This window comes from Nitrosovibrio sp. Nv6, from assembly GCF_900110495.1.
Lineage (GTDB): Bacteria > Pseudomonadota > Gammaproteobacteria > Burkholderiales > Nitrosomonadaceae > Nitrosospira.
Map to the genome: position 1 here is coordinate 758,885 of NZ_FODX01000001.1, position 20,010 is coordinate 778,894.

19 protein-coding genes are annotated in these 20,010 nt (G+C 52.5%); 14 read left to right on the forward strand and 5 right to left on the reverse strand.

Annotated features, from left to right (window positions below; all coding sequences use genetic code 11):
- Positions 1-113: 113 nt before the first annotated feature.
- A complete protein-coding gene (locus BMX66_RS03705; RefSeq protein WP_090878481.1) occupies positions 114-1,184 on the reverse strand; it encodes a CAF17-like 4Fe-4S cluster assembly/insertion protein YgfZ in 1,071 nt (356 codons plus the stop codon).
- An 88-nt stretch (positions 1,185-1,272) separates the two neighbouring features.
- On the opposite strand from BMX66_RS03705, the gene BMX66_RS03710 reads away from it, so the two are divergent.
- Positions 1,273-1,794: a protein YgfX gene (locus BMX66_RS03710; RefSeq protein WP_177168744.1), complete on the forward strand. Its 522-nt coding sequence runs from the start codon at positions 1,273-1,275 to the stop codon at positions 1,792-1,794.
- A 253-nt stretch (positions 1,795-2,047) separates the two neighbouring features.
- Positions 2,048-2,995 carry a CysB family HTH-type transcriptional regulator gene (locus tag BMX66_RS03720; RefSeq protein WP_090878485.1) on the forward strand — a complete coding sequence of 316 codons (948 nt, stop codon included), beginning with the start codon at positions 2,048-2,050 and terminating at the stop codon, positions 2,993-2,995.
- Positions 2,996-3,059: 64 nt separating this feature from the next.
- Here BMX66_RS03720 and BMX66_RS03725 read toward each other — a convergent pair whose 3' ends face one another.
- Entirely contained in the window at positions 3,060-4,889 is a 1,830-nt protein-coding gene (locus tag BMX66_RS03725) for an ABC transporter ATP-binding protein (protein WP_090878487.1), read from the reverse strand.
- Positions 4,890-5,427: 538 nt separating this feature from the next.
- Here BMX66_RS03725 and BMX66_RS03735 point away from each other — a divergent pair.
- Positions 5,428-5,775: a hypothetical protein gene (locus BMX66_RS03735; protein WP_090878491.1), complete on the forward strand. Its 348-nt coding sequence runs from the start codon at positions 5,428-5,430 to the stop codon at positions 5,773-5,775.
- Between the two features lie 28 nt (positions 5,776-5,803).
- On the opposite strand, the gene nadB is transcribed toward BMX66_RS03735, so the two are convergent.
- Together nadB and BMX66_RS03745 are read right to left on the reverse strand one after the other, a co-directional pair.
- On the reverse strand, positions 5,804-7,396 hold the full coding sequence (gene nadB / locus BMX66_RS03740) for an L-aspartate oxidase (protein WP_090878492.1): 1,593 nt from the start codon (positions 7,394-7,396) through the stop codon (positions 5,804-5,806).
- 167 nt (positions 7,397-7,563) lie between these two features.
- Positions 7,564-8,511 (reverse strand): cation diffusion facilitator family transporter, encoded by a 948-nt coding sequence (locus BMX66_RS03745; RefSeq protein ID WP_090878493.1) that lies wholly within the window; start codon positions 8,509-8,511, stop codon positions 7,564-7,566.
- Between the two features lie 330 nt (positions 8,512-8,841).
- On the opposite strand from BMX66_RS03745, the gene BMX66_RS03750 reads away from it, so the two are divergent.
- The 11 genes from BMX66_RS03750 (at position 8,842) to recO (ending at position 19,498) form a co-directional block, all read left to right on the forward strand.
- The gene (locus BMX66_RS03750) at positions 8,842-9,216 is read left to right on the forward strand and encodes a four-helix bundle copper-binding protein (RefSeq protein ID WP_255398794.1); all 375 of its coding nucleotides are present in this window, start codon (positions 8,842-8,844) and stop codon (positions 9,214-9,216) included.
- Positions 9,217-9,653: 437 nt separating this feature from the next.
- Positions 9,654-10,256 carry an RNA polymerase sigma factor RpoE gene (rpoE, locus tag BMX66_RS03755; protein ID WP_090878497.1) on the forward strand — a complete coding sequence of 201 codons (603 nt, stop codon included), beginning with the start codon at positions 9,654-9,656 and terminating at the stop codon, positions 10,254-10,256.
- A 2-nt stretch (positions 10,257-10,258) separates the two neighbouring features.
- On the forward strand, positions 10,259-10,807 hold the full coding sequence (locus tag BMX66_RS03760; protein WP_090878499.1) for a sigma-E factor negative regulatory protein: 549 nt from the start codon (positions 10,259-10,261) through the stop codon (positions 10,805-10,807).
- Complete coding sequence (locus tag BMX66_RS03765; RefSeq protein WP_090878501.1) at positions 10,804-11,808, forward strand: MucB/RseB C-terminal domain-containing protein; 1,005 nt, start codon at positions 10,804-10,806, stop codon at positions 11,806-11,808. The genes BMX66_RS03760 and BMX66_RS03765 overlap by 4 nt, the downstream gene beginning before the upstream one ends.
- 297 nt (positions 11,809-12,105) lie before the next feature.
- Positions 12,106-13,515, forward strand: coding sequence for a DegQ family serine endoprotease (locus tag BMX66_RS03770; protein WP_090878503.1), 1,410 nt, complete (start codon positions 12,106-12,108; stop codon positions 13,513-13,515).
- Complete coding sequence (locus tag BMX66_RS03775) at positions 13,499-13,810, forward strand: glutaredoxin family protein (RefSeq protein WP_369826953.1); 312 nt, start codon at positions 13,499-13,501, stop codon at positions 13,808-13,810. The genes BMX66_RS03770 and BMX66_RS03775 overlap by 17 nt, the downstream gene beginning before the upstream one ends.
- 272 nt (positions 13,811-14,082) lie before the next feature.
- Entirely contained in the window at positions 14,083-15,876 is a 1,794-nt protein-coding gene (gene lepA / locus BMX66_RS03780) for a translation elongation factor 4 (RefSeq protein ID WP_090878507.1), read from the forward strand.
- A gap of 110 nt (positions 15,877-15,986) precedes the next feature.
- Entirely contained in the window at positions 15,987-16,790 is an 804-nt protein-coding gene (gene lepB / locus BMX66_RS03785; protein ID WP_090878509.1) for a signal peptidase I, read from the forward strand.
- A gap of 182 nt (positions 16,791-16,972) precedes the next feature.
- Complete coding sequence (gene rnc, locus BMX66_RS03790) at positions 16,973-17,647, forward strand: ribonuclease III (protein ID WP_090879808.1); 675 nt, start codon at positions 16,973-16,975, stop codon at positions 17,645-17,647.
- Between the two features lie 89 nt (positions 17,648-17,736).
- Positions 17,737-18,648, forward strand: a complete 912-nt coding sequence (gene era / locus BMX66_RS03795) for a GTPase Era (protein ID WP_090878511.1) — start codon at positions 17,737-17,739, stop codon at positions 18,646-18,648.
- Between the two features lie 121 nt (positions 18,649-18,769).
- Positions 18,770-19,498, forward strand: a complete 729-nt coding sequence (gene recO / locus BMX66_RS03800; protein WP_090878514.1) for a DNA repair protein RecO — start codon at positions 18,770-18,772, stop codon at positions 19,496-19,498.
- A 238-nt stretch (positions 19,499-19,736) separates the two neighbouring features.
- Here recO and BMX66_RS03805 read toward each other — a convergent pair whose 3' ends face one another.
- Positions 19,737-19,991 carry a hypothetical protein gene (locus tag BMX66_RS03805; protein ID WP_090878516.1) on the reverse strand — a complete coding sequence of 85 codons (255 nt, stop codon included), beginning with the start codon at positions 19,989-19,991 and terminating at the stop codon, positions 19,737-19,739.
- Between the last annotated feature and the right edge of the window lie 19 nt (positions 19,992-20,010).

Consider the following 20,010-nt stretch of genomic DNA (forward strand, 5'->3'; position numbering starts at 1 on the left):
ATGCTGGGGCATACCCGGCAAACGAGCTTAAGGTACTCCGGATAGCGTAATCTGTCGAACGTATGATTTTTTCGGAAACGCCTTAACGCCATAAGATGAAGGTAATATTCTGGTTATTGACTCACCTTGTAAGGTAGTGGCATGATCTCCAGTGCCGGGCCCTCCAGAGACTTCCAATAAATTTTACCAGCCTCGACGCTGCTTATCTGTATCACCGCCAACACATCGAATCCACCGCCTGGCGAGGCTGCTGCGTTCATTACCATGCCGCTTGATTGTTCTCCCATATCAGCGCTGAACAATTCGTCTCCCGCTTCAACCGGAATTTTTGAATCGGCCGACTGAATGTTGGCGAGATACATGCGGCGTTTTATTTTGCCCAAATACTGGGTGCGAGAGACGATTTCCTGGCCAGGATAACAACCTTTCTGAAAGCTTATCCCGCCGATGGCATCCAGATTGGCCATTTGTGGCACGAACTGCTCCTGTGTGGCAAGCGTGATCAGCGGGATACCCGCTTTGATCTCCAGCCAGTCCCAACAGGGGGCGCCTACTGGCATGGCATTCTGACTCAAGCGTTCCGCTACTGCGGGCGCATGCTCTGGAGCAACGATCAGTTCAAACCGGTCCTGTGCAAGGCGAACTACACTTGCATGTTCACCGTGAATCACGCCGAGATGGGAATCGGGAATACCGCCAGTAACTTGCTGTACAAGCGGCCCGGCGCCACTCCCGGCGAGACCCATACGTACCAGCATACCGCTACTGTCAACCAGTTTGACTTTGGCGCGCAGCACATACATGGATAAACGCTTCTGAATGGCTGCCAGCAATGCTGATGGCAATTGCATGACAAAGCCGCCATCATCTCCGTCACGGTCGCGCCAGATCAGAAAATTTGCCAGCATTCTGCCTTTTGGATTGCAATAGCTCCCATACGAAGCGGCCGAGGAACTGATCCGCCTTACATCGCAACTCAACTGTCCTTGCAGGAACGATTGCGCATCCTCTCCCGAAAATTGGATCAGGCCGAAGTGCGAAAGATCACTCAGCACTGTAGCAGACCCGGTACTTGCGGCGTGGGTGTTCGCAAGTTCGGCGGCAGCGTTGCCATAGCTGACGATGCGGTCATCCCTGATTATCGCGCGGCAGTTTTGCAGATAGGCTTGCCAGATAAGGTTCATTCAGAACGATTTATGGCTGCGAAAAAGGTCGATTATAAAGCATACGCTCCGGATGAGCGGCAAAATGCCAGGAATGAGATAATTGATTATGGCCAGTCTCCTGCCTCCGCCCATTCCGCCGATACTCGTTGTCTGCCTCAAACCCTCCGCACGCCTTGCCGTGATGCTGAGTTTTGCCCACTTTTCCGCTATAGGCCTCTTGTGGCCCCTTGTGTTGCCTGTATCAGTCAAACTGGCAGGTTCTGCAATGCTTGCTGCCAGCCTTATTTTCTACCTGAGGCGTTACGTATTGTTACGTTCACCGGATTCGGTAACTGGTTTCGAACTATCCGATGAAATGGCGTGCATGCTTGAAACCCGGCGCGGAGAACGAATTGCCTGTGCACTGCTCGCCAGCAGCTTTGTAGCGCCCTACCTTACCGTACTCGAATTGAAACCCATGAAGCCTGCTGATGCCCGATTTTCAGAGCTTCCCCGACGCAGCGTTTTCTCGCGCAGCGTAGTGATACTGCCAGACGCAATAGATCCGGAGGAGTTCAGGCAGTTGCGGGTGCTGCTACGGTGGAAATGGAAAGACCCGAAAGACGCCCCGGCTGATCATCGGGGCTGAGGCATTAGTATTGCAATATGGTACCGCGGCTTGCCGGGCTTCGAGAATCAGCGGTTAATGTACAGGCAGAAGGCAACCGCATCAATTGCTCTGAATCTGCTCCGAAGCTTCACCGCTCCACCTTTGGCAAAATGTATTTTCCGGGCTTTTTGCCAAATGCCAAAGACATCACGAGGCTATTACAATACCCTTCGGTTATCCGCGCGCTGAGAAACAGACTCAACCATTATGAGATATCTGGAAAAATAACAATATGAACCTACAACAGTTGCGCATCATCCATGAGACCGTCCGACAGAACTACAATCTCACCGAAGCGGCAAACGCCCTCTTCACGTCGCAATCCGGCGTCAGCAAGCATATAAAAGATCTGGAAGACGAACTGGGTGTCGAACTATTCGTGCGTAAGGGCAAGCGACTTCTCGGATTGACCGATCCGGGAAGGGAGTTGGTGAAAATCGTCGAACGCATCCTGATTGATACCAAAAACGTCAAGCGATTGGCTGAACAGTTCAGCAATCGGGACAAGGGACGGCTTACTATCGCCACCACCCATACGCAAGCGCGGTATGCGCTGCCCTCCGTGGTGACGCTATTCAAAAAGGCCTTTCCCCAAGTGCATCTCGTTCTGCATCAAGCTAGCCCCGGTGAGATCGTAACGATGCTGCTCGACGGCATCGCAGACATCGGGATCGCTACCGAGGCGCTGGAGAGCGTCGCGGAATTGGTCTCTTTTCCCTATTATTCGTGGCATCATGCTGTGATCGTGCCACACGAGCATCCGCTGAAATCGATACAGCCGCTCACCCTTGAGGCGATTGCCGAGTTTCCAATTATTACGTATCACGAAGGCCTGACCGGACGAGCCGGAATTGATCAGGCGTTTGCAAGAGCCGGTTTGCTGCTCGATATCGCAATGTCGGCCTTGGATGCCGATGTCATCAAAACATACGTTGAGCTCGGGCTTGGGGTAGGTATCGTTGCCTCGATGGCGTTCAATCCCACACGCGACACACGACTCAATCTGCTCGACAGTTCACACCTTTTCGAGAAAAATACGACAAATATCTCTGTTCGCCGCGGCCATTATCTTCGCGGATACGCCTACCGCTTCATCGAGTTGTGCCTACCCTCCCTAACCGAGTCCGCAATTCGCTCGGGCGTCAAACCGGAGGCTGATGATGTAGAACTCGATAATTGAACGGACTGCCGCGACACTTCATTCCCTCTCGCTGCCCGTCTCAGAGAACCGATGCTTATCAATACTACATATCTTCCCCCAGAAACCCGCCGCTCTGATGGTTCCATAGGCGCGCATAGAGACCATGGAGTGCCAGGAGGCTCTGATGATTACCTTCTTCTACAATTCGGCCTTTATCGATCACTATCAGCCGGTCCATCGCCGCAATCGTCGATAAGCGATGGGCTATTGCTATCACCGTCTTTCCTTCCATCAACCGGTATAAGCTCGACTGAATGACAGACTCCACTTCGGAGTCCAATGCGCTGGTGGCTTCGTCAAGCAGAAGAATCGGTGCATCCTTCAGCATGACACGCGCGATCGCAATCCGCTGGCGCTGACCACCTGAAAGCTTTATTCCGCGCTCGCCCACATGCGCGTCATAGCCTTTACGTCCCATTGGGTCGGTCAAACCGGTTATAAAGCCGTGTGCTTCGGCTTTTTTGGCAGCCGCTATCATATCCGCGTCGGTTGCTTCCGGCCGGCCATAGAGGATGTTCTCCCTTACCGAGCGATGCATGAGCGACGTATCCTGGGTGACCATACCGATATGGGCACGCAAACTATTCTGGGTAACGTATCTGATATCCTGCTCATCAATCAATATGCGCCCCTGCTCGACGTCATAAAATCGGAGCAGCAAATTGACTAAAGTGGATTTTCCGGCGCCCGAACGTCCCACCAGCCCGATTTTTTCACCGGGCCTGATATGCAGAGAGAGATGGTCTATCACCGGAAGATCCCCACCGTAACAAAAGAGGACATCCTCAAACCTGATTTCGGCGTTTTTAATCTGAAGCGCCTTTGCTTCCGGGTAATCGGTTACCACATGCGTGCGGGACAAAGTGGTAATACCATCCCGCACTGTACCAATCTGTTCAAACAGTGTAGTCATTTCCCACATGACCCATTGCGACATACCGTTGAGTCTCAGCGACATTGCACCGACGGCCGCCACCGCGCCGACCCCTATCTGTCCTTCCGTCCACAGCAGCAAGGCGGCGCCGACTGCGCAAATGATCTGGGCGGCGCTCATGATCTGGTTCACAATTCCAAAGCCGGAGATCAATCGCATCTGGCTGTGCACCGTTTGCAGAAACTCTTGCATGGCCGATCTTGCGTAACCCGCCTCCCTCCCTCCATGAGAGAAAAGCTTCACAGTGGCAATATTCGTATAGGCATCGCTGATGCGTCCCGTCATGAGCGCCCGCGCATCGGCCTGGGATTGAGAAACACGGCTCAGCCGCGGTACAAAAAACCACAACACGAAAATATAAAGGATGAACCATCCTATAAAAGGAATTGCCAGCCAGGAATTAAAATTGCTCACCACTGCAACCAGCGTAAAAAAATAAATCGTTACATAAACGAGAATGTCGCCCAGAATAAAACAGACATCGCGCAGTGCCAGTGCGGTTTGCATGACCTTGGCCGCTACCCTGCCGGCAAACTCATCCTGATAAAAATTCATGCTTTGATTAAGCATCATCCGGTGGAAATTCCAGCGCAGCCGCATGGGGAAATTGCCCGCCAGTACCTGATGCTTGACGAGATTCTGCAATCCCACCAGTAATGGACTGACTATCAATAACCCGGCAAACAGTAAAAGCATATTCCGTTCCTGAACCCATAAAAGAGAGGGCGGTATCTGGTTCAGCCAGTCGACAATTTTCCCCAGTATGGCAAACCATATTGCTTCGAATGCGCCTATGGTTGCGGTTAGCAGTGTCATCGCAACGAGATGCCACCTCACGCCGGTCGTAGCTTCCCATATGAATGCCAGAAAGCCCTTTGGCGGGATTCTGTCCATCGAATCGGGATAGGGGTAAAGCAGTTTTTCGAAATAACTAAACATTTAAACCATCCAGAAGCAGTTTTTGAGACGCAAAGCTTATCGCCAAATACCCCTAATTTGATTCTTGTTGATCCTTGGCGGACGCAGCTATATTCGATGTTCGATGCGCACCCATGTTTAATGGAATGATGGCTACAGCCCTATGCGTGCTGAACGCAATAAAATATACAATAGCACCGATTCTCCAACGCGGTATCCGGTCATCGATCGTCCATCGACCTATCGAATCGTTGAATGGCGCGTATCGAATAACGCAAAATCATGGAGCAGCGCTGCCTTGGCGCCTATGCGCACATCCCTCATCAATCCGATCCGGGAACCGGTCCGCTGCCTGGAAAATCACGTTGTCAGCCCCTGATTATCCTAATCTGTATATCGCTCGTCCTGACGCTTGCCTGAGCAGAGCGAATGCGTCAAGAGGGGTCAGCGACATGATTAAAATGGGAATTACCCGATTAGAAAACCGGAAGGCGCATCCGGTAGAAGACATTTTCCTGGTGTGCCGGGATACGCGGGCCTGTTGTTACGAAGCGGCGAGATGTATATCAAGAACCTCAGCGCTAACGAAGCTCTCCGCCATATTGGAATTGACCGTGCGCTACAAGAATCCGCCGCCTGGGCTAACGAATCTGAATTGCTGGCGCTCGCCGGCACGACCTCCTGCTGCTTGAAAATTCGGAGGCGACAAGGTCTGGGTGATGCGCAGAAACGCCACTCGTTGTCACTCGTTGTACTTGTATCCAATGCGTCGGCAGAATGCTTTCTGGAAGATGCAGAACGTTTCAGGCTGATGGACCGCGATGCGCAATGGGAAAGCCACTCGAGTTTTCGATCGATGCCAAAGGAGTATGTAAGAGAAAATCGATGGTTTTACCAGGACTGCTAATGCCAGAATACGGTGGCATTTATCGTTTTCAGCTTTGCCTTTTCAGCACTGTATCCACCGCCTCAGGCAACAACTCGGGATAATCCCGGCTATAGTGCAAGCCGCGGCTTTCGTGACGCAGCATGGCGCTTTGCACGATAAGGTCGGCACTATCCACCAGATTACGCAGTTCCAGCAGGTCGCTGGTTACACGAAAATTGGCGTAATACTCATTGATCTCTTCGTGCAGCAGCTTGATACGGTGCTGCGCCCGTTGCAGTCGTTTCGTGGTGCGGACTATGCCGACGTAACTCCACATGAAACGCCGCAGTTCATCCCAGTTGTGCGAAATGACGATTTCCTCATCGGCATTTGTAACGCGGCTTTCGTCCCACTGGGGCAGTTCCATCGCGGACTCGGGCGGCTGTTCGATAATATCCCTGGCGGCGGCCTGCCCGAACACCAGGCATTCCAGCAGCGAGTTGCTCGCCAGCCGGTTGGCCCCGTGCAGACCCGTATGAGCGGTTTCGCCAATCGCATAAAGGTTGTCCAGATCGGTCTTGCCTTTCCAGTCGGTCATGATGCCGCCGCATGTGTAGTGTGCGGCAGGCACGACAGGTATCGGCTCTTTGGTTATATCGATGCCGAACTCCAGGCAGCGTTTATAAATGGTGGGAAAGTGTTCCTTCAGGAAATTTGCCGACTTGTGAGAGATATCAAGATAAACGCAATCGAGCCCGCGCTTCTTCATTTCAAAGTCGATCGCTCGGGCAACAATGTCGCGTGGAGCCAATTCGGCGCGCTCGTCGTGTAAAGGCATGAAGCGCGAACCATCCGGGAGCCGCAGCAGGCCTCCTTCGCCGCGTACCGCTTCGCTGATGAGAAAGGATTTGGCGTGGGGATGATAGAGGCAGGTCGGATGGAACTGGACGAATTCCATGTTAGCCACGCGGCAGCCTGCCCGCCAGCCCATGGCGATTCCGTCGCCTGTAGCGGTGTCGGGATTGGTGGTGTAGAGATAAACCTTGCCGGCGCCGCCCGTCGCCATTACGGTGTTGTGCGCACGAATGGTGCGGACTTTTCCAGTCACACTGTCCAGGACATAGGCGCCGTAGCAGCGGTTGCCGGTTCCAGCGGTATGGCCCAGTTTGGCACTGGTAATGAGATCGATGGCAACATGATGCTCAAGCACGGAGATATTTGGATGGGTGCGTGCCTTTTCGCTCAGTGTCCTTTGCACAGCTTGACCGGTAGCATCGGCGGCATGAATCACCCGCCGCACACTATGCCCCCCCTCCCGCGTCAAATGATAACCCGTCCCATTGTCATGATCGCGTGTAAAAGGCACGCCTTCGCTGATGAGCCACTGGATGGCCTGTGGGCCACTTTCGACGACGTATCGGGTAACCTCTTCGTTGCATAAACCGGCGCCCGCGATAAGCGTGTCCCGAATATGGGCCTCGGGAGAATCTTCTTCCGAGAGCGTAGCAGCAATGCCGCCCTGCGCCCAACCGCTCGCGCCATCCAGTAACGCACGTTTGGTAATGAGGCCTACCTTGTTGGTTTGCGCCAGATTAAGCGCAAGAGTGAGACCAGCCAGACCGCTGCCGATAATCAGGGTATCAAAGTTGAGCTGTGGCACTTGAGTGTCATTATTTTATTTTTGTGAATAGAGGATGATAACAGACCGTTGCTGCCCTTTATACCCGCCTGACAGCTTCTACGCCGCGCGGCTTCTTTACCCCGGCAGCGAAACAAGATAATTCAGACGCAGTTGCCGCTATCTGGAAGATTCTCTCGGTTTGAGGATTATTTGACGGGACAAAAATGACTGATGGTCCCCTGTTCGATTTCCAGGGTACAGTGATGAATTGCGTAACGATTTTCGAGGGTCTCTCTGATGCTATCCATGAACTCGTCGCCGGGGTAGCCGTCCGGCATAACCAGGTGGACTGTTAACGCGCTTTCCGTAGTGCTGAGGCCCCAGATGTGCAAATCATGAATATCAGTCACGCCGGGTTGGCATCTTAGGTAAGCGTCAATTGCATCGATATCGATATTTGCCGGTACTGCGCTCAAAATCAGTTGCACCGAATCACGAAACAGGCCCCAGGTACTGCCGATGACGATAGCAACGATGATCAGGCTAATGACAGAATCGAGCCAGTACCAGCCTGTGAAAACTATAACGGTTCCCGCGATTACCACTCCTGCGGAAACCGCAGCATCCGCCGCCATGTGCAGGTAGGCGCCCCGGATATTCAAATCGTTCTTGCTACCCTTCAAGAACAGCCACGCGGATAAGCCATTGACAATGACGCCGGCCATTGCGACGAATGCAATAGTCAGACCTGCTACGACCGGCGGTTGCGAAAACCGTTGGGCGGCCTCCCAGGCGATTGCACCGCATGCCACGAGAAGCAGCGTGGCATTTGCCAGCGCGGCCAATATGGACGTGCTGCGCAGCCCGTAGGTGTACCGCCCGCGCGCTGGCCGGCGCGCCAGAATCGCAGCTCCCCAAGCTAGTACCAGGCCCAGCACGTCCGACAGATTGTGTCCCGCGTCCGCCATCAGTACCGTAGAGTTGGCGGCAAAGCCATATCCAAACTCAACCACTACAAAACTGACGTTTAAAACGATTGCGACGACGAAAGCGTGTCCATTGTTGTCGTGCAAGCTGGTATGACGATGATGGACATGTCCTGTCTGCAGAGGTGCTTCGGGAGAATCATGTTCGTGGCTGTGGTGATTTCCCATCGATTCGCTGGAGGAGGAAGAGGTTTGACAATCATGTACACACATATCGAGTGAACTGATACATCAACACTACCGGCTTCCATACCACCCGCTAGTGTGGACGCATGATTTACTCATAGAGTACTCCTTGGAAGAATGATAGCAACTTATTCATGCTCCTCCTGATTGGATTGGAAAAGCTGGGACAAGGAATATACGCGAGAAAAAGGACATGCCTGCTCTACCTTCTCTTTTTTAAACGGCAAAGATTATGTCTGTTAGCGTACAGAATGCATTAACGCATTGGTTCACATTACGCCATAGACCGATTTTCCATGCGGGAAACGGTTGATGACCCCTAAAAAGGAGACTTCCATGTTCATGTATATGACTAACGACCAAAGCATGCAAACCTGCATTGCAGCATGCGACAATTGCCATCAGACTTGCTTGCAGGCCGCCATGAATCACTGCCTGGAATCGGGCGGCAGGCATGTCGAAGCCGGTCATTTCCGCCTGATGATGAACTGCGCCGAAATCTGTCAGACGTCGCTTAATTTCATGCTGAGCGGTTCTCAATACAGCAATCAGGTCTGCAGAATTTGTGCCGAGATTTGCGATGCCTGTGCCAAAAGCTGCGAACAGCTGGATGGCATGGACGACTGTGCCACAGCGTGCCGCGAGTGCGCCCAGAGTTGCCGGGAAATGTCGGGCTACAGCGTCTGATTTCCCGGTATATGCGGACAGTTTTCGAGTTTGGTGAAACCCGTCACACCAGCATGGCGGGTTGAACGTTCTCCCAATGCGGCGCGACGCGGTGTTCTTTCGCATTGCGTCGGAGTAACAGCGATTCGGGCCATAGGTAATCTCAGGGAAAACCGGATTGCAGCTGTTTGAATTCCCCTTTAATTCCTTTTGTCCGCCCTTGGATCCTTGCTGGCCCGTTATTAAAACCGTCATGAATTTCGCCATGAACTCTGTCTCACTGAATAACCATATCTTCAACTGAACTAATTTATAATGTGCGTTGTCTCTTCACACAGACCACGGATAGTGAGCCTGCGCGTAATTCCCTGATGGACCCTTGAACGGGTATACTTGGCTGGGCTGCCTCGTAATGCAGCAGTTGCAAGTAAAAAATCATAATTCAGGGATCAGGCGGCATGGGTGACCGGGAAATCGATCAGCAGTTGGTGGAACGCGCGCAACATGGCGATAAACAAGCGTTCGATCTGCTGGTGGTCAAGTATCAACGCAAACTTGCACGATTGCTGTCGCAATTCATCCGCGATTCGGCAGAAGTGGAGGATGTAACCCAGGAAGCCTTTATCAAGGCTTATCGTGCGTTGCCGTCATTCCGCGGTGATAGTGCGTTTTATACCTGGCTGTACAGGATCGGTATTAATACGGCAAAGAATTTTTTGGTGGCCCAAGGGCGGCGAGCGCCCACCACCAGTAATGGATTCGATAATGAAGATGCCGAAGGCTTCGAGGAAGCTGGCCAGTTAAGAGAAATGAACACACCCGAAAGTGAACTGACAAGCAAGCAGATCGCTCAAACGGTGAACCAGACGCTGGAAGAATTGCCTGAAGAATTGCGTACGGCAATTACGTTGAGAGAAATTGAGGGGCTGAGTTATGATGAAATTGCGGTCATCATGAATTGTCCCATCGGTACGGTCCGATCGCGAATATTTCGTGCCCGGGAAGCGATAGCGGAAAAATTACGGCCCCTGCTGGGAACCGGCAAAGATAAGAGGTGGTAGACATGGAAGATAAAGTATCAGCGCTGATGGACGGCGAACTCGACCCGGAAGATGCTGCGGTTTTGGTCGAGCAATTCGCCGGAACAGATGGGTTACACGAACAATGGGCGGTTTATCATTTGATCAGCGATGCTTTGGGACAACAGGAGGTGAGGCCTTTCAATATCTCGCGGCGTGTTAGTGCAAGATTAGCCTCTGAACCCGCTATCCTGGCTATACCGGCTGTTTCCATGCTTCGTCCGGCCAAAAGGCGGAAACCGGTTGCTTATGCGGCTGCAGCCTCGATTGCGGCCGTCGCAGTGGCGGGATGGATGAGCCTGCAAACAACACAAGGCCCGGACCCGTTGCAGCAAAATCTTGCCGACAATCAATCGGCTCCCGCAGCTGCTTTACCGGCGATTCCTGTGGCGGTTTCCGTTCCGGCCTCCGCTCCCGCTCAAATTAATGATTACCTGCTGGCGCACCGGGAATTCTCGCCCAGCACTGCCATGCATGGCGTAGCGCCCTATATGCGTACAGCTGCGGAATCACGCGAAAACTTCGCCAGATGACACGGATTGCATTGACACGGGGCGCGCTAGCCGCCCTGTTGCTGCTATCCGCCAACGCTCAGCCTGTATTCGCGCAACATCCATCGAGTTCATCCCCAGAAGCACTAAGCTGGCTGCAAAAGATCGCTGCCGCGCCTCGCCAATATAATTACGTCGGTACGTTTGTTTATTCATCCGGCAACCATATTGAAACCTCTCGCATCATCCATCTGGTAAATGAGGAAGGTGAGCATGAAAGGAGTGTAGTGCTCGACGGCCCCCCGCGGGAGGTCATCCGCAATAATGACGAAATGAGATGTTATTTGCCGGAAAGCAAGACTGTCGTAACCGAGAAACGCTGGTTGCGAAAAGTTTTTCCGGCGCTTCTGCCCCAGCCATTGAGCAATCTCGATGAAAGCTATATCGTTAAAAAAGGCGGACAAGAGCGCGTCAGCGATTACCTGACGCAGGTAATCGAACTGGAGCCCAGAGACGACAAGCGTTATGGTCAAAAATTGTGGGTGGACGTGGATACCGGTCTGCTTCTTAAAGCTGCGGTAATGGATAAGGATAGGGTAGTGGAACAGTTTGTTTTTACCGATCTGAAAATTGGCGGCGAGATAGACAAAGAACTGTTGAAATCCAGATATGCGGGGAAAGCCGCTGAATGGCGGACCACCAATCTTGTATCGTCGACAATGAGAAGCGGAAAACTTGGCTGGCAGGTCAACGATGCCCCCCCAGGATTCAAAAAAATCATTGAAATGAAACGTAATCTCTCGGGAAAATCCGGCCCTGTCGGCCATATCGCGCTATCGGATGGTCTCGCTGCGGTGTCAGTGTTTATCGAACCTGTGTCGAAGGACATTCCTCCTCCGGCCGAGGGGCTTTACCACAGCCGCGGGGCGATCAACATCTATAGTCGCACGGCTGCCGACAACGTCATAACTACGGTAGGCGAAGTGCCGCCAGCCACCGTGATGCAAATCGGAAACTCGGTGACAAATCATAAGGTCCATTGAAGCTGAATTGGAATGTCGGGCAAGAGCGGTACCGTGATAGATTCGGACGATGCATCCGGAAAATGTTCTACCACGGCATTTGCTCAGATAACTTCGCATCAAGCGCAGGTGATATGCCGGGCTGATTAGCCGGGCAATGACGAAAACCATCGCAATCCGAAACACTCGAGTTCTTGAATCAACCGCAAACGTCATACCAGCGCGTCAGGCAATTCGGTATGATACGTCGGCGGAAGTTTGTTTGGTCACGTCAAGCCGACGGCTTTTTTCATTTTTTATTCCTATGGAAAACAGAGAATGATAAATAAATTTGTTCTGATGGTCCTGTTAGGACTGTCCACGACCGTCTTCGCCCAAGCCCAGGATTTACCCGATTTTACCGACCTGGTTGAAAGAGAAGGTCCGGCTGTAGTGAATATCAGTACTGTACAAGCCCCCAGCATGGGTACTCCGGTTTTCCCGGGCATGCCAAATATCCCGGAAGATGATCCCTTTTTCGAGTTTTTTCGTCGGCACATGCAACCGCATGGCAATCCAAGAGATTTCGAATCAAAATCGCTGGGTTCGGGCTTTGTCATAAGCTCGGATGGCTATATTCTGACAAATGCCCATCTGGTGGATTCCGCCGATGAAATTAACGTGAAGCTCACCGACAAGCGCGAGTTTCGCGCCAAGCTGATCGGCGCCGATCGCAGAACCGACATCGCGCTCCTCAAAATCGAAGCCAATGGTTTGCCAAAGGTGACCCAAGGCGATCCAGCCAAACTGCGGGTTGGCGAATGGGTGGTAGCGATCGGTTCGCCCTTCGGTTTTGAAAACAGCGTGACTGCCGGTATCGTCAGCGCCAAGGGGCGCTCTCTGGCACAGGAAAATTTTGTTCCTTTCATTCAGACCGACGTAGCTATCAATCCCGGCAATTCCGGTGGTCCCCTGTTCAACATGAAAGGTGAAGTGGTCGGCATCAATTCACAAATTTACAGCCGTACCGGCGGCTTCATGGGCTTGTCATTTGCCATCCCTATCGACGTAGCCACGAATATCTCGAACCAGTTGATCAATACAGGCAAGGTGAGCCGTGGCAGAATCGGTGTACTGATTCAGGAAGTTACCAAAGAACTGGCGGAATCCTTCGGGCTGCCCAAACCCAGCGGCGCGCTGGTTGCTTCAGTCCAAAAAGACGGTCCTGCAGAGAAAGCGGGTATCGAGCCCAGGGACGTCATTATGAAGTATGACGGCAAAACCGTGACTGCGGCGGGTGATCTGCCCCGCATGGTAGGCACAACCAAACCGGGATCGAAGGTACCGATACAGGTGTGGCGGAACGGGGCCATCAAGGAAATGACAGTGACGGTGGACGAGATTCCGCCGGACGAAAAACCCGTGGGCCGCAGCGGTAAACGGGGAAAAGCACCTGATACTTCGAACCGTATCGGGCTAAGCCTGAGCGAACTCAGCGCCGAACAGAAGAAACAACTGGAAACCGACAGCGGTCTTCTGGTGGAGGATATGGTACCGGGCATAGCAAGCCGCGCGGGCGTTCGCCCCGGCGACGTGATTCTCAGCATTAATAACCAGGACGTCAAAACTGTCGAACAATTCAACCAGATACTTAACAAAACCCCAAAAGGCCGCAATATCGCATTGCTGATAAGGCGCGGCGACACCGCGACGTTCATCACGATGAAAATGAATGGCGAGAATAAATAACATGGGTGCCGCCGATCCAGATCGCCCTCCTCTCACGCTGGTTGTATACGGCCGGGAGCATTGCCATCTTTGCGAGGATATGATTGCCGCCCTGCAGGAATTGCAGGTGCGGCTTCCTTTTCGCCTCGACGTAATAGATGTGGATAGCGATAGTGATTTAAGGTCGCGTTATGGTGAACGAGTTCCGGTACTGGTAGCGGAAGGGGAGGAAATATGTCATTATCATCTCGACCCTGTTGCGGTGGCCAGAATATTCCCCAGCCCGCGGGATGACGGCAAGCTCGTGAGCGAGTAGATTCAGGCGCCACGCGTCAATCGGATTATTGTTTGCTTCATCCCGCTTTTGCAATAATCTCCGGACCAATCTGACGAAACAACCGGCGCTGGATGCTTATTTTGCCAAAATTCGCTAGAATGCGAATTCTTGAATAAACAGGGTCGCCAGGTCTCGCGGAACTTGCAGTGACCAAGCTTTCAAGAGGGCACACGTGTGCCCTTTTTAGTTGTTCCGGTGCCAATCTGCTCACCATCCTCTTTGATTTTATCCGTCCCCATTCCGGACAACCGATGCAGCATATTCGTAATTTTTCCATCATTGCCCACATTGACCATGGTAAATCCACCCTGGCGGATCGCATTATTCATTTGTGCGGCGGCCTTTCCGACCGGGAGATGGAAGCACAGGTGCTGGATTCCATGGACCTGGAGCGCGAGCGCGGAATTACGATCAAGGCCCAGACGGCTGCCCTGGAGTATAAGTCCCGCGACGGCAACAATTATTTGCTGAATCTCATCGATACACCCGGTCACGTCGATTTTTCCTACGAGGTGTCGCGTTCGCTGGCTGCCTGTGAAGGCGCACTCCTCGTGGTGGATGCCTCTCAAGGCGTCGAAGCCCAGACCGTGGCCAATTGCTACACGGCTATTGAACAGGGTGTGGAAGTAGTGCCGGTATTGAACAAGATTGATTTGCCCGCAGCCGAACCCGAACGCGTCATTAAAGAAATAGAAGATATCATCGGCATAGACGCACAGGAGGCGTTGCGTGCAAGTGCCAAGACCGGTGAAGGCGTACAGGATATTGTGGAAGCTGTGATTTCGCGTATTCCACCGCCCAAGGGAGATCCTGCCGCGCCGCTAAAAGCCTTGATTATCGATTCCTGGTTTGACAACTATGTCGGCGTAGTAATGCTGGTACGGGTACTGGATGGGATGCTTAAACCGAGAGACAGAATATTGCTGATGGCCAGCAAGGCAATCCACCTGTGCGAGCAGGTGGGCGTTTTTACTCCCAAATCAAAGAACCGCGAATCGCTCAGCGCGGGTGAAGTCGGCTTCATCATTTCCGGTATCAAGGAACTGAAATCCGCTAAAGTTGGTGATACGGTAACATTGGTGGATCGTCCGGCGCTACAACCACTGCTCGGCTTCAAGGAAATAAAACCCCAAGTCTTTGCAGGGCTCTATCCGGTGGAATCCAACCAGTACGACGCCTTGCGCGATGCACTGGAAAAATTGAAGCTCAACGATTCCTCGTTACAGTATGAGCCGGAGACGTCCCAGGCCCTTGGATTTGGTTTCCGCTGTGGTTTTCTCGGTCTCTTGCACCTCGATATCGTCCAGGAGCGACTCGAGCGGGAATATGGCATGGATCTCATTACCACCGCCCCAACGGTTGTGTATGAGATAGTGATGCGCGACGGCTCGATAGTTGAAATCGAGAATCCGTCAAAACTGCCTGATCCTTCAAAGGTAGAGGAAATCCGCGAGCCGATCATAACTGCTACTATCCTGGTTCCACAGGAATATGTCGGATCAGTCATTACACTTTGCATAAACAAGCGCGGCGTCCAGAAAAATATGCAATATATGGGCAGGCAGGTGATGCTGACCTATGAAATCCCGCTGAACGAAGTCGTTATGGATTTTTTTGACAAATTGAAATCCACCAGTCGCGGCTATGCTTCGCTTGATTACGAGTTCAAGGAATTCCGAGGTTCGGATCTGGTCAAGCTGGACATTCTTATCAATGGCGAGAAAGTGGATGCACTGTCCCTGATTGTGCATCGGGGAAGCAGCCAGTACCGCGGGCGGGAACTTGCACAAAAAATGCGCGAACTGATTCCGCGGCAAATGTTCGATATTGCGGTCCAAGCCGCTATCGGCTCGCATATTATTGCCAGAGAGAGCATCAAAGCGATGCGCAAGAACGTACTCGCCAAGTGCTACGGTGGCGATATCAGCCGTAAACGCAAGCTTCTGGAAAAACAGAAGGCAGGAAAAAAACGGATGAAGCAAGTCGGCAACGTAGAGATTCCGCAGGAAGCTTTCCTTGCGATTCTGCAGGTCGGGGACAAGTAGACAAACAATAGGTCTGCGTATATTGAAAAACCGCGTTGCCGATCACCAGGTTTGCGTCACTTGGGTAAAAGGCGCCGAGGTATCTTCTACTAAAAGAATAAGGAACAGGAATGAATTTTCCGCTCATTATGCTGATACTGCTGGTAATAACCGGCGGTATCGCGTTACTCGACCGCTTCGTGCTGGAGCGTCGCCGTGCGCCGGAAGTCCAGGGACCATGGTGGGTGGAATACCCGAAAAGCTTTTTCCCGGTGATACTCGTCGTCTTCTGTCTGCGTTCATTCCTGGTGGAACCTTTCAAAATCCCCTCGGGCTCAATGATTCCGACGCTGCTGGTGGGGGATTTTATCCTGGTGAACAAATACACCTATGGTATCCGTCTGCCGGTCATAAACCTCAAAGTAATGGACATAAAAGAGCCCCAGCGCGGCGAAGTCATGGTGTTTCGTTATCCCGAAAACCCGTCGATGGATTACATCAAACGGGTCATCGGCGTACCGGGAGATACTGTCACGTACCATGATAAGCATTTGACTATCAATGGTGCTCCCGTAAAAATGGAGCCGAATGGGGAATACACTTATGTGGAGTCAGGGCTGAATTATATTTACAGCCGCCGCTTTACCGAATCGCTTGGAGATCATACCTATAAAACCCTCATCAATCCGGAGGTTCCCGACATACAGCTTGCGGGGGTGCGTCCGTTTCCTTTCCGTGACAACTGTGCCTACAATGACAGCGGGTTTAGCTGCAAAGTACCTGACGGTAATTACTTCACCATGGGCGACAATCGGGACAGCAGCAGCGATAGCCGCTATTGGGGCTTTGTGCCGGAACGTAATATTGTGGGCAAAGCATTCATGATCTGGTGGAATTTCAGCGACCTCACCCGAATTGGATTGTCTATCGAGTAGGTGATGGCAAAAATAGAAAATGTTGAGGCAATGACCTGATATGCAGGAAACGGTCTTTTGAAACAGACGAAGTAGAAGTATTTGGGCGACACGGAATAAGCAGGTAATTCGCAAAGGAAACTGAAAAATCAAGGAAGCTGAAAAATTAGGGAAGCCGCAAATTGGATTCTGCTTATCAGAATATGGACAGTGATGCGCTTTGCCGGAAACTTGGCTACACCTTTAATCAGCCGAAACTACTGCACCAGGCACTCACTCATCGCAGCCACAGTCTCCCGCACAACGAGCGCCTTGAGTTTCTTGGCGACAGCGTGCTCAACTGCGCAGTAGCCGGGCTGATATTCCAGCATTTTCCCGACCTTACCGAAGGCAGCTTATCTCGGGTTCGCGCCAATCTGGTCAATCAACGGTCGCTGGCAGATCTGGCGCAGACGCTCGGCCTGGGCAAGCTGATCAGATTTGGTGACGGAGAAATCAAAAGTGGAGGGGACCGGCGTCCCTCGATTCTAGCCGATACGCTGGAGGCCGTGCTGGGGGCAATCTACCTCGATGGAGGTTTTGCCCAAGCCGAGAAAGTGGTCGCGGCGCTTTTCGCTCACTCTCTGCAAGACTGGGATGCGCGAACTCAGGGGAAAGACCCCAAAACCCTTCTGCAGGAATACCTGCAGAGTCACAGGCTGGAGCTCCCACAATACTCTGTTATCGCCACCAGTGGCGAAGCCCATCAACAGCAATTCAAGGTGGAATGCATGATTTCCAAGCCCGATATCCGCACCGTGGGCGAAGGCGCCTCCCGGCGCAGCGCTGAGCAGGAGGCAGCAAAGCGAGCCTATGAACAACTTCATCCACAAAACTAGCAGGTTGAGGATAGGCCAATCGATGCCCCAGGCCTGCCTCGTCCGGTCTTTTAGGTGGGATTCCCTGTTTGAGTGGATAGCTGCCGGCCATGACCACTGATTCCAACGCTTCAGGCGGCCCCGACTATCGTTGCGGCTATGTTGCCATCGTGGGGCGGCCCAATGTCGGCAAATCCACGCTGCTCAACAAGCTGGTCGGGCAAAAGATCAGTATTACCTCAAGGAAATCGCAGACGACTCGACATCGCATCAATGGCATTCTCACTGACGAAAAATCCCAGTTTATTTTCGTCGACACACCCGGTTTTCAGACGCGCCATACAAATCGCCTGAACAGCGAGATGAATCGCATGGTCACCCAAAGCATGCGCGATGTCGATGTGGTGATATTTGTTGTTGAGGCGATGCATTTTGACGATCGCGACAAACTGGTCGTAAATCTCCTGCCTGCGGACCGGCCGGTGATTCTCGCTGTCAACAAGGTGGACCATCTCGCGGATAAATCCCGGTTGCTTCCCTTTCTCGAAAAAATGGCAAGGGAATTTGCTTTTGCTGCAATCGTTCCGATAAGCGCTGAGCAGGGAACACAAATACCGGACCTGATACGGGCGGTGCGCCCATATCTGCCGCAAAATCCACCATTGTTTACCGAAGATGAAGTCACCGATCGCGATGAGCGCTTTATTGCCGCTGAGTTGGTTCGCGAAAAATTATTTCGGCTACTGGGTGAAGAAATCCCCTATTCCACCAGTGTCGTAATAGATCAATTCTCAGTGGAAGGTGAACTGCGTAAAATCCATGCCTCGATCATTGTAGACAAAGCCAATCAGAAAGCTATCGTCATTGGCAAAGGTGGAGAAAAACTCAAGCTGATCGCCACAACAGCACGCAAAGATATGGAAGAAAATTTTGGCGGAAAAGTCTATCTCAACGTCTGGGTGAAAGTGAAAAGCGGCTGGGCTGACGATGCCCGGGTATTGAGAAACCTCGGGTATGAGTAACCCGCGGAGGGCGGAGCAGTGCCTTCCGAAGGAAGGTGCGACTCCGGCGCGAGACACGCGCGCCGCAATCGCTCTCGGACGGACCACGCTTTAAGGTCTCTCGTAAACGCTCCCCGATATTATGACTGCGGATAAACAGCGACAAGACGCGCAGCCCGCATTCGTGCTGCACACCTACCCTTACCTCGAAACCAGTCTCATAGTGGAAGCCTTCACCCGCAACTTCGGGCGGATCGCGCTGGTTGCGAAAGGCGCCAAGCGTCCCAAATCCACGTTGAGGGGCCTATTGCTGGCATTTCAACCGTTGCAGCTCAGCTGGGGAGGTAAATCGGAATTACGCACGCTGTACAAGGCGGAATGGCAAGGCGGCCAGAGGTCGTTGCAGGGGACGGGCCTGATCTGCGGTTTTTATCTGAACGAACTGCTGGTCCGGCTATTGCACCGCAACGATCCCCATGAACAATTATTCGTTTACTATCAGGAAGCATTGGCAGCATTGAGCATGCAGACGGATTACATCCCCATACTACGCCGCTTCGAGCAGCGCCTGCTGCAGGAACTGGGCTATGCGCTGACACTCAATCATGACATCGCGTCCGGTAAGCCCATCGACCCGGACAAGGATTACTCTTACGAAATCGAACGCGGCCCCGTGGAATTCAATGGCGGTAGTCGCCACCACGGCCTTCCGGTCCGAGGCAGCACCCTTCTGGATATGGAACGGGGCGATTACTCCGATACCCTGACCCGGCAGCAAAGCAAAACACTGATGCGCTACATACTGAACCATTATCTTGGCGACCAGCCGCTACACACACGGCAATTACTGAAAGACCTTCAACAATTATGATACGTCATCGTATGATAGAGCGCGCTTTTCTGACGTGCCTGGCTCGCTGCACGAACGATAACAAGTCACTGCGTAGCCTCTTTCCGAGACGCACCTCTAACGTCATCGTGGCAGTGACAAGATGCATAGGAACAAAGCCATGCCTACCGTATCTGCCGGACCTGCTGTGCCTATGTATAAATTGGGGCCCCGCGCCAACCCAACCGTTCACCCTATCAAGTTGACGTATTAACGATTATCAAGAGTCTTCGTCTCGCTCGGGCATTAGATGACTTGCCTCGGCCCGGAGCCCTTTTGCACGGTTGGCGAGGTCACGCGACTTCGCGTCAACGCGTTTTCGGGTTCTGACTGCCGCGCTGTACATCTTGTCCCTCGCCAACGCACGGCGACGGTTCCCTTTATCGGGGTCCAGCAGGAACATTGTAAGGGCGCCAAGCGCCATACCCCCGAGTACCCAGTTAACCCGAGACACGTTTGTTGAATCGTGATTCATCCTTATCTCCTTTCCATCA

What these genes read in the sequence shown, in the direction of transcription:
- BMX66_RS03750 (WP_255398794.1), top strand. Translation starts at nt 8,842, where the DNA reads ATGACCCCTAAAAAGGAGACTTCCATGTTCATGTATATGACTAACGAC.
- lepB (WP_090878509.1), top strand. Translation starts at nt 15,987, where the DNA reads ATGAATTTTCCGCTCATTATGCTGATACTGCTGGTAATAACCGGCGGT.
- BMX66_RS03775 (WP_369826953.1), top strand. Translation starts at nt 13,499, where the DNA reads ATGGCGAGAATAAATAACATGGGTGCCGCCGATCCAGATCGCCCTCCT.
- BMX66_RS03745 (WP_090878493.1), bottom strand. Translation starts at nt 8,511, where the DNA reads ATGGGAAATCACCACAGCCACGAACATGATTCTCCCGAAGCACCTCTG.
- recO (WP_090878514.1), top strand. Translation starts at nt 18,770, where the DNA reads ATGACTGCGGATAAACAGCGACAAGACGCGCAGCCCGCATTCGTGCTG.
- lepA (WP_090878507.1), top strand. Translation starts at nt 14,083, where the DNA reads ATGCAGCATATTCGTAATTTTTCCATCATTGCCCACATTGACCATGGT.
- BMX66_RS03710 (WP_177168744.1), top strand. Translation starts at nt 1,273, where the DNA reads ATGGCCAGTCTCCTGCCTCCGCCCATTCCGCCGATACTCGTTGTCTGC.
- BMX66_RS03725 (WP_090878487.1), bottom strand. Translation starts at nt 4,889, where the DNA reads ATGTTTAGTTATTTCGAAAAACTGCTTTACCCCTATCCCGATTCGATG.
- rnc (WP_090879808.1), top strand. Translation starts at nt 16,973, where the DNA reads ATGGACAGTGATGCGCTTTGCCGGAAACTTGGCTACACCTTTAATCAG.
- BMX66_RS03805 (WP_090878516.1), bottom strand. Translation starts at nt 19,991, where the DNA reads ATGAATCACGATTCAACAAACGTGTCTCGGGTTAACTGGGTACTCGGG.
- BMX66_RS03760 (WP_090878499.1), top strand. Translation starts at nt 10,259, where the DNA reads ATGGAAGATAAAGTATCAGCGCTGATGGACGGCGAACTCGACCCGGAA.
- BMX66_RS03735 (WP_090878491.1), top strand. Translation starts at nt 5,428, where the DNA reads ATGTATATCAAGAACCTCAGCGCTAACGAAGCTCTCCGCCATATTGGA.
- BMX66_RS03765 (WP_090878501.1), top strand. Translation starts at nt 10,804, where the DNA reads ATGACACGGATTGCATTGACACGGGGCGCGCTAGCCGCCCTGTTGCTG.
- BMX66_RS03720 (WP_090878485.1), top strand. Translation starts at nt 2,048, where the DNA reads ATGAACCTACAACAGTTGCGCATCATCCATGAGACCGTCCGACAGAAC.
- rpoE (WP_090878497.1), top strand. Translation starts at nt 9,654, where the DNA reads ATGGGTGACCGGGAAATCGATCAGCAGTTGGTGGAACGCGCGCAACAT.
- BMX66_RS03705 (WP_090878481.1), bottom strand. Translation starts at nt 1,184, where the DNA reads ATGAACCTTATCTGGCAAGCCTATCTGCAAAACTGCCGCGCGATAATC.
- era (WP_090878511.1), top strand. Translation starts at nt 17,737, where the DNA reads ATGACCACTGATTCCAACGCTTCAGGCGGCCCCGACTATCGTTGCGGC.
- BMX66_RS03770 (WP_090878503.1), top strand. Translation starts at nt 12,106, where the DNA reads ATGATAAATAAATTTGTTCTGATGGTCCTGTTAGGACTGTCCACGACC.